This is a genomic window from Ensifer sp. Root142 (assembly GCF_001426785.1).
Classification (GTDB): Bacteria; Pseudomonadota; Alphaproteobacteria; order Rhizobiales; family Rhizobiaceae; genus Ensifer; species Ensifer canadensis.
On sequence record NZ_LMFK01000001.1, the window covers coordinates 136,923 to 150,716 of the forward strand.

Genomic DNA, 13,794 nt, shown 5'->3' on the forward strand with positions numbered 1-13,794 from the left:
GAAACGATCGGGAAGTGAGGCTTGAACGGCGGGGTGCGCCGTGCCGCCCATTCCCCAGACCGGAGACTTCAAACTACATGAGAATATCGTCTGTTGCTGCGGTGGCGGCATGCTTTGGCATGTTCTTCGCCGGGATTGGTACGTCGTATGCGGGGAATATCGACAAGACCATCAAGACCTCATCCCTCAAGTCAGTTACACGGACGACAGGTTACCCGAAACCGGAAATCTTAGAAGGCACGCAGTACACAATCCTGATCCAGTCCTACGCCAAGCAGTACGGCGTTCCGGCGGACCTGGCCCATGCGGTGGTCAAGGTCGAAAGCAATTTCAATGCCATGGCGCGCGGCAGTGCCGGCGAAATCGGCCTGATGCAGATCAAGCCGGCGACGGCGCGCATGATGGGCTATTCCGGCTCCTCCAAGGGTCTCTACGATCCCGAAACGAACATCAAGTTCGGCATGAAGTATCTTGCTGTGGCGCATGAGCTTTCCGGCGGCACCACCTGCGGCACCATCCTGAAGTACAATGCCGGCCACGCTGCCAAGCGCATGAACCCGGTCTCCAAGCGTTACTGCGGCAAGGTCCAGAGCATCATCGACTAAGTGATGCCGTCCGTATGGCGCGCACCAGGTCGTGCGCGCAAAGCATGTTTTACAGCGCCGCGCGTCTTATTAGACGCGCAAAGGTCGCTGTAGCACTTTAAACTTGCTGCATAATTTCGTCCTTAATCGGATCCGATTTAAGGAATTATGCAGTAAGGGGCATTGTATTCTATCGAATACCGAGCATCATCCGCTGACCGTCCTTGAGCGGTGGCAGATGCTCCAGCCGGACAGGTCTCGCGTTCCGGCGAACTTCGAAATGTGATGCCCCCGCAGTGTCATAACTGCACTGACATGCTATCTCCGCCTGATCGAGATGATGGGGACGGACATGTCGGAAAGCTTTGATTTCATCATTGTCGGCAAGGGCATGATGGGGGCGGCCGCAGCACGGTACCTGGCGCTTTCCGGCGCACGGGTGGCCTTGGTCGGGCCGGACGAGCCCAGCGACTGGGCCAATCACGGCGGCGTCTTTTCCAGCCATTACGACAATGCCCGAATCACCCGCACGATCGACGACGATCCCGTCTGGGCGCGTCTCGCCAAGCGTTCCATCGACCGTTACAGAGAGATCGCCGGGCAAAGCGGCATCGATTTCTATGCGGAAGTCGGCTGCCTGATCGCCGGCCCGGCGCCGGGCGGAAGCTACGACTATATCGAGAAGGTCGCCAAGGCTCGCGACGCGCTCGGCGTCGAGGCGCCGCTTCTGGACGAAGATGCACTGTCCGAACGCTTTGCCTGGTTCCGTTTCCCCCAGGGCTTTGCCGGCATCCACGAGGCGCAAGGGGCCGGCTACATCAATCCACATGCGCTCGTTCTGGCGCAGACGATCTGTGCGGAAAAGGCCGGCGCCCGGATTGTCCGCAGCGAAGTGGCGTCCGTATCCGAGGCCGGCGACCGCGTCGTCGTCACGACGACAGAGGGCGCAACACTCACTGCGGGACGCGTGATCGTTGCCGCCGGCGGGTTTTCCCTTTCCGACACGCTTCTTCCCCGACCGATCGACCTCGTCGTCAAGGCGCGCACCGTGTTCTTCGCGGAGGTCGCGGCTGACGATCTGCCAACCTATGACCATATGCCATCGCTGATCGGTGCGTCGCCGGAGCAGGCGAAGAGCTACTACCTGCTGCCGCCGGTCGCCTATGCCGACGGCAAGCATTACATCAAGATCGGCGGCGATCCGACCGACCGCATTCTCAAGAGCGAGCCCGAGGTGCGGGCGTGGTTCCGGGGCAGCGCCGGCGCCGGAGCAGCGGAACACATGGGCGGATTGCTCGCCGAGGTGATGCCCGGCTTCAAGCCCGCTTCGACGCATTTCCGCCCCTGCGTGACGTCGTTCACCCGCCACGGCTTTCCCTATATCGGCTTTGCCGGCGGCGATCGTATTGCCGTCGTCACGGGTGGTAACGGCCAGGCGGCGAAAAGCTCCGACGAGATCGGTCGGCTTGGCGCCAAGCTGGTGATGGATGGTCGGATCGACGATCCGGCCTATGAAACGGATTTCGCCGTCTCGTTCCGCTAAGCACTGAAGTAAAAGTGTGGCGGCGTGCCAAAGCCGAAACGTCGAGATCGCCGTTTTTCTCTGGCGCTCGGCTTCCCGGTCGGTTAAGGACCGCCTGCCAGTTGGCCGGGCAGCCGCGCTCCGCAAGTGCCGAAAGGCCGCGGGGGGAGGAAAGTCCGGGCTCCACGGAAATACGGTGCCGGATAACGTCCGGCGAGGGCGACCTCAGGGAAAGTGCCACAGAAAGCAAACCGCTCCGCTTGCGGAGTAAGGGTGAAAGGGTGGGGTAAGAGCCCACCGCGGACATGGCGACATGGACGGCACGGCAAACCCCACCGGGAGCAAGACCGAATAGGGATGACGCGGGCGCGCAAGCGTCCAGCCTGTTTCCGGGCCAGTCATCCGGGTGGGTTGCAAGAGGCTGCGTGCAAACGTAGTCCCAGATGAATGGCTGCCACGTTCCGTTGTCTTCGGGCAATGGGGCCATACAGAACCCGGCTTACAGGCCAACTGGCGATTTCTTCCTTCTATAGCGCCGCGCGTCTTGTTAGACGCGCAAAGGTCGCGGTAGCACTTCGAATTGCTGCATGTATCCTTAAATCGAATACGATTTAAGGATACATGCAGTAGACGGCGATGCTCTTAGCAGCAGCGAGGCTTTGGGCAGCGCAAGTTCGGCTGACGTCCTTTGCTCTTTGTGCCAGCTAGGACGCGAAAACCATGGCCGCAGCGCCGTCCGCCCGCTTGGCTGCAATCTTGCTGATATTCCGATTTCCCAACGATTTGAAGCCGTTTGGCCGTCGCATTGCGAGGCATCGGGGGTGCTTTCGTAACCCTTCGTTAAACTTAACAACCTATCAATATTTGATCAGCTACCCAGCTGTTCAAGAGCCAATCCCATTGACGCCCATATGGTCCCATGATATCCCATAATGGTACTGCGCAAGGGCCGCGTCGTGGCCCGTCATCGCAAAATTCCAGTGTCTCCCGGCTTCGGGAGATGGGCGGACATGTTGGTGTCCGGCGGGGGCGTTTTGTGGGTGTGGTCGAGTGTTCCCGCGGGTCGATGATAATGGCCCGTCAGTCTTGGGCGGCCGTTTCGCGTCATGAACCGCTTCTTGTCAAATGCTACCAATCGGATCGATGCAAAGGGGCGGGTGTCCGTGCCTTCGGCGTTTCGTTCCGTGCTGTCGGATGGAGGCGTTCGAGAGCTATACTGCTTCCAGGATTTCGTCTTTCCGGCGATCAGCGTCGGTGGGCCGGAGCTCCTGGATCGGTTCGAGAGGCAGATGGCGGCCGAGGATCCTTTTTCTCCGGCGGCCAACGAGATGTCGCTGCTCGTTCACGGGGGCGGGGTCTTCGTCAAGCTCGATCCGGAAGGTCGGTTGATGGTGACGGATTTCATCCGCGACTTCACCGGTATCTCGACCGACGTGATGTTCGTCGGGCGGGGCGATTATTTTCAGCTCTGGGAGCCGCAGGCCTTTGCAAAGGCGCAAGCGGCGGCCCGGGAAGGGCGCAAATCACGGGGGTTGCGTCCGGAATAGAATGGAGAGGCGGAATGGTGACGGAACAAGGCGGAGGAACTTCTGAAGCCGATGGCGGACCGGTCCGTCACATTCCCGTCCTCCTGAGCGAGGTTCTCGCGGCGCTCGATCCGGCCCCCGGCAAGGTCATTCTCGACGGCACGTTTGGTGCCGGCGGTTATGCATCCGCCATCCTCGATGCTGGCGCCGATGTGATCGCGCTCGATCGCGATCCGACGGCGATCGCCGCGGGCCAGTCGATGGCTGCGGCCGCGGGTGGTAAGCTCAAGCTCATTCACTCCCGTTTTTCGCAGCTCGCCGAGCATGCGCCCGCCGGCAGTCTCGACGGCGTGGTGCTCGATATCGGCGTGTCGTCGATGCAGATCGACGAGGCCGAGCGCGGCTTCTCCTTCCAGAAGAAGGGCCCGCTCGACATGCGCATGTCGGCAGCCGGCGTTTCTGCCGCCGACGTCGTCAACCGGGCCAAGGTTTCCGATCTCATCCGCATCTTCGGTTTCCTCGGCGAGGAAAAGCAGTCGGGCCGCATCGCCCGCGCCATCGAAAAGCGCCGGGCCGAAACGCCGTTCGAAACCACCCGCGATCTCGCCGGGTTGATCGAAATCGTCACTCCGCGCAAGGCCAAGGACAAGATCCATCCGGCAACCCGCGTCTTCCAGGCGCTGCGCATCTTCGTCAACGATGAACTCGGCGAACTCGCCCAGGCGCTTTTTGCCGCCGAGCGGGCGCTGAAGCCGGGCGGCCGTCTCGTGGTCGTCACCTTCCATTCGCTCGAAGACCGGATCGTCAAGGCTTTCTTCCAGGATCGCTCGGGCAAGGCTGCGGGTTCGCGCCATCTGCCACTGGTGACCGCGCGTGCGGCAACCTTCACACCAGTTGGAAAGCCTATGGTGGCCGCCAGCGAGGAAGAAGCGTCCCTCAATCCGCGCGCCCGGTCTGCCAAGCTCAGAGCCGGTATCCGCACGGAAGCGCCATCGCCGGGAAACGATCTATCCATTTTCAATCTGCCGGAACTGGCGAGCCTTGCACGGTTGGGGGGCTGAGAGAGATATGCTGCGAACACTCGACATAGTCCTGATCGTCGTCATGACGGCAGCCGCCACGGTCACCTACACGATCAAGCATCGTGCCGAAAACAAGCTGGAAGAGGTGCGCAGGCTCGATGCCGCCATCAAGCTGGAAGAAGACACGATCGACCTTCTGCGCGCCGACTGGGCGCTGCTGACGCAGCCGAACCGGCTGGAACGTCTGGTTGGCGCCTTCGGCGCTGATCTGCAACTGGCACCGACGCCGTCGACGCAACTCGTGCGCCCGCAGGAGCTGCCGATGCTGAAGGCCGACGTGCCGCCGACGGAAGAAGAAAAGAAGCTCGCCGCCGCCAAGGCGTCGGAGAAAAAGACCGATAATATCGCAACAGGTTCGGTGGCGCGCTGATGTCGTTTCTCTCCCGCATCATGGTCTTGAAGAGCAAGGCGCATTTCTCCGCAGGCGGCAACAACCTGCCGGCCGAGGCCAAGCTCAACGTCACCTTCCAGGGCACACGCAAGAAGACCACCAATCAGGCGAAGAACCGCGTGGCGATCATCATCGCCAGCTTCGGCATCGTCTATGCGGTCATCGGTGGCCGCCTGGTGCAATACGGCATGGCGCAGCCGGAGACGGTTTCGAGTATCGGCCGCGCCGACAATCTGATGGCCTCGCGCCCGGATATTCTCGACCGCAACGGCGAGATCCTCGCCACCGACATCCGCACGGTCTCTCTCTATGCCGAGCCGCACAAGATCGTCGATGCGGATGAGGCGGTCGAGCGGCTTGCAACCGTGCTGCCCGATCTCAACGCCCGCGACATCTACAACAAGCTGAAGTCGAAATCGCGCTTCCAGTGGCTGCGCCGCCAATTGACCCCGAAGCAGCAGAGCGAAATCCTGGCGCTCGGCATTCCCGGCGTCGGTTTCCGGCCGGAAAAGCGCCGCTTCTATCCGGGCGGCCCGACCGCCGCCCATGTTCTCGGCCACGTCAACATCGACAACCGCGGTGTTGCCGGCATGGAGCGCTACATCGACGGGCAGGGGCTCGCCGATCTCGCCGCCATCGGCATGACCAGCGATGCCAAGCTCGAGCCGGTCAAGCTGTCGATCGACGTTCGGGTGCAGAACATCGTGCGCGACGTCATCGATGCCGGCATGAAGAACTACCAGGCGCTGGCCGCCGGGGCCGTGGTGCTCGACGTCAATACCGGCGAAGTGCTGGCGTTGGCGTCGGTCCCCGATTACGACCCGAACAAGCCGGCCGAAGGTGCCGAAGAGGGCTGGATGAACCGCATGTCGAACGGCACGTTCGAGATGGGCTCCACCTTCAAGACGTTCACGATCGCCATGGGTCTCGATTCCGGCAAGGTAACGCTCAACGACAGCTTCGACGCCTCGGCACCGATCCGCATCGGCGGCTTCACCATCAAGGACTTCCACGGCAAGCGCCGGGTGCTGACCGTTCCGGAAATCTTCCAGTATTCGTCGAACATCGGCACCGCCAAGATCGCCGACCTGATCGGCATTCCCGGCCACAAGGAATTTCTGACCCGGATCGGCCTGCTGTCGAAGCTGCCGACCGAGCTGCCGGAAGTCAAATCCCCGAGCCAGCCGCGCGAATGGAAGAAGATCAACTCGATCACCATCTCCTTCGGCCACGGCGTTTCGACGACGCCGCTGCAGACGGCTGTCGCAGGTGCCGCGCTCGTCAACGGCGGCAAGCTGATCCCGCCGACCTTCCTGCCACGCTCGCAGGAGCAGGCCGATGAACTGGCGACGACGGTCGTCAAGAAAAGCACCAGCGACGACATGCGCTTTCTGCTTCGCTGGAACGGCATCGCCGGTTCGGGCAAGCGCGCGCAGGTGCCGGGCTTCAACGTCGGCGGCAAGACCGGCACGGCCGACAAGGTCGTCAACGGCCGCTATGCCAGCGACCAGAACTTCAACGCCTTTCTCGCAGCGTTTCCGATCGACAATCCGAAGTACATCGTGCTGACTTTCATTGACGCGCCGAAGACCGGCGAAGGCGGCGGACGGACCGCCGGCTCGAATGCCGCGCCCATGGTTCGCGACATCATCAGCCGCTCCGCACCGCTTCTCGGCGTCGAACCGAAGTTCGGAGAAGATGGTTCTGCCATGCTTGTGTCTTATTAGGCATGAAATGAGAATGCGGACGATTCGCGATTCCGGCGAATTGAGAGCGATGTGAGACGTGCGGTTCATGAAGATAAAAGACCTGGCGGGAACGAGCTTCCCTGAACTTTCTGCGCAACTGGATGGCGCTTCCTCGCAGATCGAGGTTGCCGGCATTACGGCCGACAGCCGGCATGTGCAGCCAGGAGATCTTTTCGTCGCCGTCTCCGGCACCAAGGCAAACGGCACCAGCTATATCGTCGACGCGCTTGCGCGCGGCGCCGTTGCCGTCGTCGCTGAATCCGGCGTCAAGCCTGATGGATCCTCCGCACCCGTTCTTTCGCTCGGCAACCCGCGCGCCTTTCTCGCGCGCGCCGCCGCCGCGTTCTACGGTCGCCAGCCTGAGACGATGGTTGCGGTGACGGGCACGGCCGGCAAGACCTCGGTCGCCTCCTTCACCCGGCAGATCTGGGCGCATTCGGGCCTTGCTGCCGCGATGATCGGCACGACAGGCGTGGTGGCGCCCGGCCGCAACGACTACGGTTCTCTCACCACGCCCGATCCGGTTTCCCTGCACAAGCTTCTTGCCGAACTCGCAGATGCCGGCGTCACCCATGCGGCGATGGAGGCTTCCAGCCACGGCCTCGACCAGAGCCGGCTCGACGGCGTCAAGCTTTCGGCTGCGGCCTTTACCAATCTCGGCCGCGACCACATGGACTACCATCCGACGGTCGAGCACTATATGGCGTCCAAGATGCGGCTGTTCGAAGCGTTACTGCCGAAGGGCGCGCCCGCGGTTGTCTTTGCCGACGACCAGTGGTCGGAACAGGCGATTGCGGCTGCCCGCAAGGCCAAGCTCGACGTGCGCACCGTCGGCCGCAAGGGCGAATTCATCTCGCTGAAGCGGGTCGAACATTTCCGCCACAAGCAGTCGGCCGAAGTGCATGTCGGCGACGACATCTTCGAAATCCATATTCCGCTTGCCGGCGATTTCCAGGTTGCCAACGCGCTTGTCGCGGCGGGACTTGCGATCTCCACCGGCATCAGCGCCAAGGCGGCGTTCTCCGCGCTTGAAAAGCTGCAGGGTGCCTCCGGCCGCCTCGAACTGGTCGGCCAGACCAGGGACGGCGCGCTTGCCTATGTCGACTATGCCCACAAGCCCGATGCGCTCGAAAATGTGCTGGCCTCGGTGCGGCCGTTCACGACGGGCCGCGTTATCGTGGTCTTCGGCTGCGGCGGCGACCGCGACAAGGGCAAGCGACCGATCATGGGCGAGATCGCCACGCGGCTTGCCGACGTCGTGATCGTCACGGATGACAATCCGCGCTCGGAAGTGCCTGAGGTGATCCGCTCGGAAATCATGGCTGCGGCTCCAGGTGCAACCGAAATCGGCGACCGCGCCGAAGCGATCCGTGCCGCCGTCGGCATGTTGACAAGCGGCGACACGCTGATCGTCGCCGGCAAGGGACATGAGGAAGGCCAGACGGTCGGTTCCGTCACGCTGCCGTTCTCGGATCATGCGGAAGTCCGCAAGGCATTGGGAGGTCTGTGATTTGAACTGGCTCTGGACAAGCAGCGATCTTCTGGCCGCAATGAACGGCCGTCCGGTTGGAAACCTGCCCGAAGGAGTAAGCGGCATATCGATCGACAGCCGCTCGGTCGGCAAGGGCGAAGCCTTCTTCGCGATCAAGGGCGACCGGGTCGATGGCCACGACTATGCGGGCCTTGCGCTCGCCAATGGCGCCGCACTCCTCGTTGTCAGCGAAGGCAAACTGCCGGCGCTCGGCCGCCTCAGCGCGCCACTGATCGTCGTCGACGACGTGCTTGAAGCGATGATTCGGCTCGGTTGCGCGGCGCGCGACCGCAGTGCTGCGAAGATCATCGCCGTCACCGGTTCCGTCGGCAAGACCACCACCAAGGAGATGCTGCGGCACGTGCTGGTGCCGCAAGGGCGCGTGCACGCCTCCGTGGCCTCGTTCAACAATCATTGGGGCGTGCCGCTGACGCTTGCGCGCATGCCCGAGGCCACCGATTTCGGCATCTTCGAAATCGGCATGAACCATCCGGGCGAGATCCGGCCGCTGACGAAGATGGTCCGCCCGCATGTGGCAATCGTCACCAGCATCGCTGCCGCTCATCTCGGAAACTTCGACAGCCTGGACCAGATCGCCGAGGCCAAGGCCGAGATCTTCGAGGGCGTCGTCAATGGCGGCCACGCGGTCATCAACCACGACAGTGCCCAGTACAAGCTGCTCGAAAAGGCCGCGGGTACGGCTGGCGTCAGCTATATCCACTCCTTCGGCGTCAACCCGAAGGCGGAGTTCCGCCTCGTCGAGTTTGCCGGTGCGGCGGACGGTTCAGTGCTTTGGGCCGTCCTTGGCGGCCGGACGATGGAAATCACCATCGGCGCTCCTGGACGTCATATCGCCGAGAACGCGCTGGCCGTGCTCGCGGCGGTGAAGCTGGTCGGCGCCGATGTCGACTACGCCGCCTCGTCGCTGGCGACGATGCAGGCCGAAACGGGCAGGGGCCGCCGGCACCAACTGTTGATCGGCGCGGGCACACTGACGCTGATCGACGAGAGCTACAACGCCAATCCGAGCTCGATGCGCGCGGCGATTTCGCTGCTGCAGGATTCAGCACCGGCGCCGGGCGGGCGCCGCATCGCCGTGCTCGGCGACATGCTGGAGATGGGCGAACACGCCGCCGGCGTTCATGCCGCGCTCGCCAAACCTCTCGTCGAAGCCGGCATCACCGATGTCTGGCTTGCCGGGCCGTTGATGGCCCACCTGCGCGACGCGTTGCCGCCGGAAATCTCCGTCGTCTACCGCGAAACGGTGGACGAACTGAAGGCCTATGCACTCGGCACGGTTGCGACCGGCGACGTGGTGATGATCAAGTCTTCGAAGGGCACGGGCTGCGGCAAGATCGTGCATGCGCTGATCGAAGCCTATCCGGAGCCCGAGGCCGAGGGGGACGAAGCAACTGCGTGATTGCCGGACTGCAAGCGGTTCAGCGGCAATGATGCAGTCGACCAAATGACGACAACGATCTTCGCGTGCCTCAAGCGGCGCGCTGCGTTGTAGTGGTCGTCGCCGATGCTGGCGGCGGTGGATACAGCCTTGGGTTAGGCAGCGCGGCCTAACACTTTCGCATACAAGCGCGTATCGTTTTTCAGATGATTCTGTTGGACGGTGTCCGATTTTAAACCTTTGGGGAAAGGTCCCTTATGCTCATCTGGCTCGTGGAACTGGCGGACCACTTTCAGTTTTTCAATCTCTTTCGCTACATCACGTTCCGTACCGGTGCAGCGCTTTTCACTTCGGCCTTGATCGTTTTCCTTTTCGGTCCGCGCATGATTGCCTCCCTCCGCATCCGTCAGGGCAAGGGTCAGCCTATCCGCGCCGATGGTCCGCAGACGCATTTCAAGAAGGCCGGCACGCCGACGATGGGCGGGTTGATGATCCTTGCGGGCATCGTCGTGTCATCGCTTCTGTGGGCCGATCTTTCCAGCGTCTATGTGGTCTCGACCCTTCTCGTCACGCTCGGTTTCGGCGCCATCGGCTTTTATGACGACTATCTCAAGGTCACCAAGCAGTCGGACAAAGGCTTTTCCGGCAAGGCGCGTCTCGGCTTCGAGTTCATCATCGCCGCGATTGCCGTGTTCTTCATGATGCAGGCGTCGCTTTCGGGCGGTGCTGCCGGCTCGACCTTCGGCTCCTCGGTCACCTTCCCGTTCTTCAAGGACCTCGTGATCAATCTCGGCTATTTCTTCGTGCTGTTCGGTGGCTTCGTCATCGTCGGCGCCGGCAATGCCGTGAACCTGACGGATGGTCTCGATGGGCTTGCCATCGTGCCCGTCATGATCGCGGCGGCCGCCTTCGGCCTCATCGCCTATCTCGCCGGTAACGCCGTTTTCGCCAATTACCTGCAGATCCATTTCGTGCCCGGCACGGGCGAGCTCGCCGTCATCCTCGGCGCCGTCATCGGCGCCGGCCTCGGCTTCCTCTGGTTCAACGCGCCGCCCGCCGCCATCTTCATGGGTGATACCGGTTCGCTGGCGCTCGGCGGCCTGATCGGCACCGTTGCCGTCGCGGTCAAGCATGAATTTGTCATGATCATCATCGGTGGCCTGTTCGTCATGGAAACGCTGTCGGTGATCATCCAGGTGTTCTGGTTCAAGCGCACCGGGCGCCGCGTCTTCCTGATGGCGCCGATCCACCACCACTTCGAAAAGAAGGGCTGGACGGAAAGCCAGGTCGTGATCCGCTTCTGGATCATCGCCGTCATCCTTGCGATGGTCGGCCTGTCCACCCTCAAGCTGCGGTGAGCGGACGATGATCGCGGTCAGCACATTCAGGGGCAAGAAGGTCGCTCTTTTCGGGCTTGGTGGTTCGGGGCTGGCGACTGCGCAGGCGCTCGTCGCCGGCGGCGCCGAGGTGACGGCCTGGGACGACAATCCCGACAGCGTCGCCAAGGCCGGCGAGGCGGGTGTGCCGACAGCGAACCTGCACGGCATCGACTGGCGTGCCTTTGCCGCCTTCGTGCTTTCGCCCGGCGTGCCGCTGACCCATCCGAAGCCGCATTGGACCGTCGACCTCGCGCATGCCGCTGGCGTCGAGATCATCGGCGATGTCGAGCTTTTCGTGCGCGAGCGCCGGGCGCAGGCGCCCGATGCCCCGTTCATCGCCATTACCGGCACCAACGGCAAATCGACGACCACGGCGCTGATCGCCCATATCCTGAGGGAAAGCGGCCGTGACACCCAGCTCGGCGGCAATATCGGCACGGCCGTACTGACGCTTGAGCCCCCGAAGGCCGGCCGCTTCTATGTGGTCGAGTGCTCGTCCTACCAGATCGATCTGGCGCCGACGCTCAACCCGACGGCCGGTATCCTGCTCAATCTCACGCCCGATCATCTCGATCGGCACGGCACCATGCAGCACTATGCCGATATCAAGGAGCGGCTGGTGGCCGGCAGCGGCACGGCGATCGTCGGTGTCGACGACAGCTTCTGCGCACTGATTGCCGATCGCGTCGAGCGGGCGGGCACCAAGGTGGTTCGCATCTCGCGCCGGCATGTTCTGGCCGACGGGATCTATGCCGAAGGCTCGCGCGTCCTTGAGGCGCACGGCGGAACGTCGCGGCTCTTCGTAGATCTCGATGGCATCCAGACGCTGCGCGGCGGCCATAATGCGCAGAATGCTGCCGCGGCAATCGCCGCATGCCTTGCCGTCGATGTCAGCGAAGACGAGATACGCCAGGGGCTGAAAAGCTTCCCCGGCTTGAAGCATCGCATGCAGCCGGTCGGCCGCAAGGGTGCTGTCGTATTCGTCAACGACAGCAAGGCGACCAATGCGGATGCAGCGGCCCCGGCGCTGTCGAGCTACGAGCGCATCTACTGGATCGCCGGCGGCCTTCCGAAGGAGGGCGGCATCACTTCGCTGTCGCCGTTCTTCCCGAAGATCGTCAAGGCCTACCTGATCGGTGAGGCCGCACCGGCCTTTGCCGCAACGCTCGGCGAGGCGGTGCCCTTCGAGATTTCAGGCACGCTGGAAAAGGCCGTGGCGCATGCCGCAGCAGATGCCGAGCACGATGACAAAGGCGCGTCGGCGGTGATGTTATCCCCGGCTTGCGCAAGTTTCGACCAGTATAAGAACTTTGAAATACGCGGCGATGCCTTCGTGACGCACGTCAAGGCATTGCAGGGCGTGACGATGCTGATCTGACGCTCGCCGTCCGCGCGCCCATCCGGCGCGCGACGGGTGGCGGTGATGCCGGGGTTTCGGACGTTTGGCGCAGGCGCGCCTGATAAAGGGGACTGACAGATGGTAAGCCGAGCCGAACGTGGCCCTGTGGCCGACTGGTTCTGGACGATCGACAGGTTCTTCCTGGCGACCTTCATCCTGTTGATGGGCGTGGGCTTCATGCTGTCGTTTGCGGCAAGCCCGGCGGTCGCCGAGCGCATCGGCCTCGACAGCTTCCACTTCGTCAAGCGCCACGCCGTCTTCCTCTTGCCGTCGCTGGTGGTGATGGTCGCCATCTCCTTCCTGTCGCCGAGGCAGGTGCGCCGCGCCGCGATCATCCTGCTCGGCGTGTCGCTCGCGATGATGGTGCTGGTGCTGTTCATCGGCCAGGAGGTCAAGGGCTCGATGCGCTGGATCTCAATCGCCGGCATTTCCATCCAGCCCTCGGAATTCATGAAGCCAGCCTTCGTGGTCGTCTGCGCCTGGTTGTTTTCGGAACATGCGCGCCAGCCGGAAATTCCCGGCAATCTCTTTGCCATCCTGCTCTTCGGCATTGTCGGCGCGCTGCTCGTCGCCCAGCCCGACCTTGGCCAGACGATCCTGACGACCGCGGTCTGGGGCGGCATGTTCTTCATGGCCGGCATGCCGTGGCTGTGGATCATCGTGCTCGCCGGCGCTGCCTTCGGCGGCTTCTTCGTCGCCTATACCATGCTGCCGCACGTGGCCGGCCGTATCGACAAATTCCTGACCGGGGAGGGCGATACCTTCCAGATGGACACGGCGCGCGAGGCGATCATCCGCGGCGACTGGTTCGGCCGCGGTCCGGGCGAAGGCATCGTCAAGCGCATCATTCCCGATAGCCACACCGACTTCGTGTTCTCGGTGGCGGCTGAAGAATTCGGCATCGTCTTCTGCATGCTGATCGTGATGATCTTCGCCTTCCTGGTGCTGCGCGGCCTCAACCACGCCTTCCGCGAGCGCAACGACTTCAACCGCTTCGCCGTTGCCGGCCTCGTGCTGCAGATCGGCATCCAGTCGATGATCAACATCGGCGTGAACCTCGAACTGCTTCCGGCCAAGGGCATGACCCTGCCGCTGATCTCCTATGGCGGCTCGTCCATGGTGGCGATCTGCGTCACCGCCGGCTTCATCCTGGCGCTCACGCGCCATCGCCCAGAGAAGCGCGCCGTGGAGCGTAGCCTGTTTCGGTCCGGCATTGGCGTGCCGGCGGAGTAA

Annotated in this window: 11 protein-coding genes and 1 other RNA gene; all 12 read left to right on the forward strand. The window is 62.8% G+C overall.

Annotated elements, in window-relative coordinates; translation table 11 throughout:
• Positions 1–77 precede the first annotated feature (77 nt).
• The 12 genes from ASD52_RS00605 (at position 78) to ftsW (ending at position 13,794) form a co-directional block, all read left to right on the forward strand.
• Entirely contained in the window at positions 78–605 is a 528-nt protein-coding gene (locus ASD52_RS00605) for a transglycosylase SLT domain-containing protein (protein WP_025427738.1), read from the forward strand.
• Positions 606–936: 331 nt separating this feature from the next.
• A complete protein-coding gene (locus ASD52_RS00610; protein ID WP_025427737.1) occupies positions 937–2,127 on the forward strand; it encodes an FAD-binding oxidoreductase in 1,191 nt (396 codons plus the stop codon).
• 97 nt (positions 2,128–2,224) lie between these two features.
• An RNA gene (rnpB, locus tag ASD52_RS04865) (RNase P RNA component class A) lies at positions 2,225–2,624 on the forward strand.
• Between the two features lie 588 nt (positions 2,625–3,212).
• Positions 3,213–3,653, forward strand: a complete 441-nt coding sequence (gene mraZ, locus ASD52_RS00615; RefSeq protein ID WP_025427736.1) for a division/cell wall cluster transcriptional repressor MraZ — start codon at positions 3,213–3,215, stop codon at positions 3,651–3,653.
• A 14-nt stretch (positions 3,654–3,667) separates the two neighbouring features.
• Positions 3,668–4,693: a 16S rRNA (cytosine(1402)-N(4))-methyltransferase RsmH gene (gene rsmH / locus ASD52_RS00620; RefSeq protein ID WP_025427735.1), complete on the forward strand. Its 1,026-nt coding sequence runs from the start codon at positions 3,668–3,670 to the stop codon at positions 4,691–4,693.
• 7 nt (positions 4,694–4,700) lie between these two features.
• Entirely contained in the window at positions 4,701–5,084 is a 384-nt protein-coding gene (locus ASD52_RS00625) for a hypothetical protein (protein WP_025427734.1), read from the forward strand.
• Positions 5,084–6,832, forward strand: a complete 1,749-nt coding sequence (locus tag ASD52_RS00630; protein WP_025427733.1) for a penicillin-binding protein 2 — start codon at positions 5,084–5,086, stop codon at positions 6,830–6,832. The genes ASD52_RS00625 and ASD52_RS00630 overlap by 1 nt, the downstream gene beginning before the upstream one ends.
• Before the next feature lie 67 nt (positions 6,833–6,899).
• The gene (locus ASD52_RS00635; RefSeq protein WP_025427732.1) at positions 6,900–8,363 is read left to right on the forward strand and encodes a UDP-N-acetylmuramoyl-L-alanyl-D-glutamate--2,6-diaminopimelate ligase; all 1,464 of its coding nucleotides are present in this window, start codon (positions 6,900–6,902) and stop codon (positions 8,361–8,363) included.
• Position 8,364: 1 nt separating this feature from the next.
• On the forward strand, positions 8,365–9,804 hold the full coding sequence (locus ASD52_RS00640) for a UDP-N-acetylmuramoylalanyl-D-glutamyl-2,6-diaminopimelate--D-alanyl-D-alanine ligase (protein ID WP_057222698.1): 1,440 nt from the start codon (positions 8,365–8,367) through the stop codon (positions 9,802–9,804).
• A 236-nt stretch (positions 9,805–10,040) separates the two neighbouring features.
• Positions 10,041–11,141: a phospho-N-acetylmuramoyl-pentapeptide-transferase gene (gene mraY, locus ASD52_RS00645; protein ID WP_025427730.1), complete on the forward strand. Its 1,101-nt coding sequence runs from the start codon at positions 10,041–10,043 to the stop codon at positions 11,139–11,141.
• A 7-nt stretch (positions 11,142–11,148) separates the two neighbouring features.
• Positions 11,149–12,540 (forward strand): UDP-N-acetylmuramoyl-L-alanine--D-glutamate ligase, encoded by a 1,392-nt coding sequence (gene murD / locus ASD52_RS00650; protein ID WP_025427729.1) that lies wholly within the window; start codon positions 11,149–11,151, stop codon positions 12,538–12,540.
• Between the two features lie 99 nt (positions 12,541–12,639).
• Positions 12,640–13,794, forward strand: a complete 1,155-nt coding sequence (gene ftsW, locus ASD52_RS00655) for a putative lipid II flippase FtsW (protein ID WP_025427728.1) — start codon at positions 12,640–12,642, stop codon at positions 13,792–13,794.

What these genes read in the sequence shown, in the direction of transcription:
- ASD52_RS00630 (WP_025427733.1), top strand. Translation starts at nt 5,084, where the DNA reads ATGTCGTTTCTCTCCCGCATCATGGTCTTGAAGAGCAAGGCGCATTTC.
- ftsW (WP_025427728.1), top strand. Translation starts at nt 12,640, where the DNA reads ATGGTAAGCCGAGCCGAACGTGGCCCTGTGGCCGACTGGTTCTGGACG.
- rsmH (WP_025427735.1), top strand. Translation starts at nt 3,668, where the DNA reads ATGGTGACGGAACAAGGCGGAGGAACTTCTGAAGCCGATGGCGGACCG.
- ASD52_RS00625 (WP_025427734.1), top strand. Translation starts at nt 4,701, where the DNA reads ATGCTGCGAACACTCGACATAGTCCTGATCGTCGTCATGACGGCAGCC.
- ASD52_RS00610 (WP_025427737.1), top strand. Translation starts at nt 937, where the DNA reads ATGTCGGAAAGCTTTGATTTCATCATTGTCGGCAAGGGCATGATGGGG.
- ASD52_RS00635 (WP_025427732.1), top strand. Translation starts at nt 6,900, where the DNA reads ATGAAGATAAAAGACCTGGCGGGAACGAGCTTCCCTGAACTTTCTGCG.
- mraZ (WP_025427736.1), top strand. Translation starts at nt 3,213, where the DNA reads ATGAACCGCTTCTTGTCAAATGCTACCAATCGGATCGATGCAAAGGGG.
- mraY (WP_025427730.1), top strand. Translation starts at nt 10,041, where the DNA reads ATGCTCATCTGGCTCGTGGAACTGGCGGACCACTTTCAGTTTTTCAAT.
- murD (WP_025427729.1), top strand. Translation starts at nt 11,149, where the DNA reads ATGATCGCGGTCAGCACATTCAGGGGCAAGAAGGTCGCTCTTTTCGGG.
- ASD52_RS00605 (WP_025427738.1), top strand. Translation starts at nt 78, where the DNA reads ATGAGAATATCGTCTGTTGCTGCGGTGGCGGCATGCTTTGGCATGTTC.